General features: G+C 69.8%; 1 pseudogene. It reads right to left on the bottom strand.

The annotated features are described in order from the left end of the window. Positions 1-134: 134 nt before the first annotated feature. A pseudogene (locus J5M57_RS28585) lies at positions 135-444 on the bottom strand (hypothetical protein); the annotation flags it as partial.

The following is a 444-nucleotide window of genomic DNA, read 5'->3' as shown; positions in this document are numbered from 1 at the left end:
AAGCGAGCGCGGCGCGGGCGGCTTCGGCAGCACCGGCCGCGGCTGATTCGAAACGGCGACGCTCGCGAGGGGCCCCGCCGCTCCCGCGCGCGCGGCTCCGCCCCGTCCCCGGCCCTTTCGCGGCTCGGCGGCGCTCACTCCTCGAGCGCCGGCTGCTTCCAGCCCATTCTCGGCGCACGCGCCTGCTTCACCCGTTTCGCCTCGGCAAACATCGCATAGATCACGAGCGCGACCAGCACGCCCGCGAGAATCGCCGACGAACCGACCGTACCGAACCCCAACCCGCCCTTCGCGACGGGCTTCGTCAGCAAGTCGCCCACCGTCGCGCCGAACGGACGCGTGAGCACGAACGCCGCCCAGAACAGGAACACCTTCGATACCTTCGTGAAGTACGCGGCGAGCACGATCGCCGCGTACTTCACGAAGGTATCGAAGGTGTTCCTG

This window comes from Pseudomonas sp. 86_A (genome assembly GCF_017491705.1).
In the GTDB taxonomy this organism is placed as follows: Bacteria; Pseudomonadota; Gammaproteobacteria; order Pseudomonadales; family Pseudomonadaceae; genus Aquipseudomonas; species Aquipseudomonas koreensis.
Note: the sequence above shows the minus strand (reverse complement) of the source record. Positions and strands in the feature narration are given on the sequence as shown.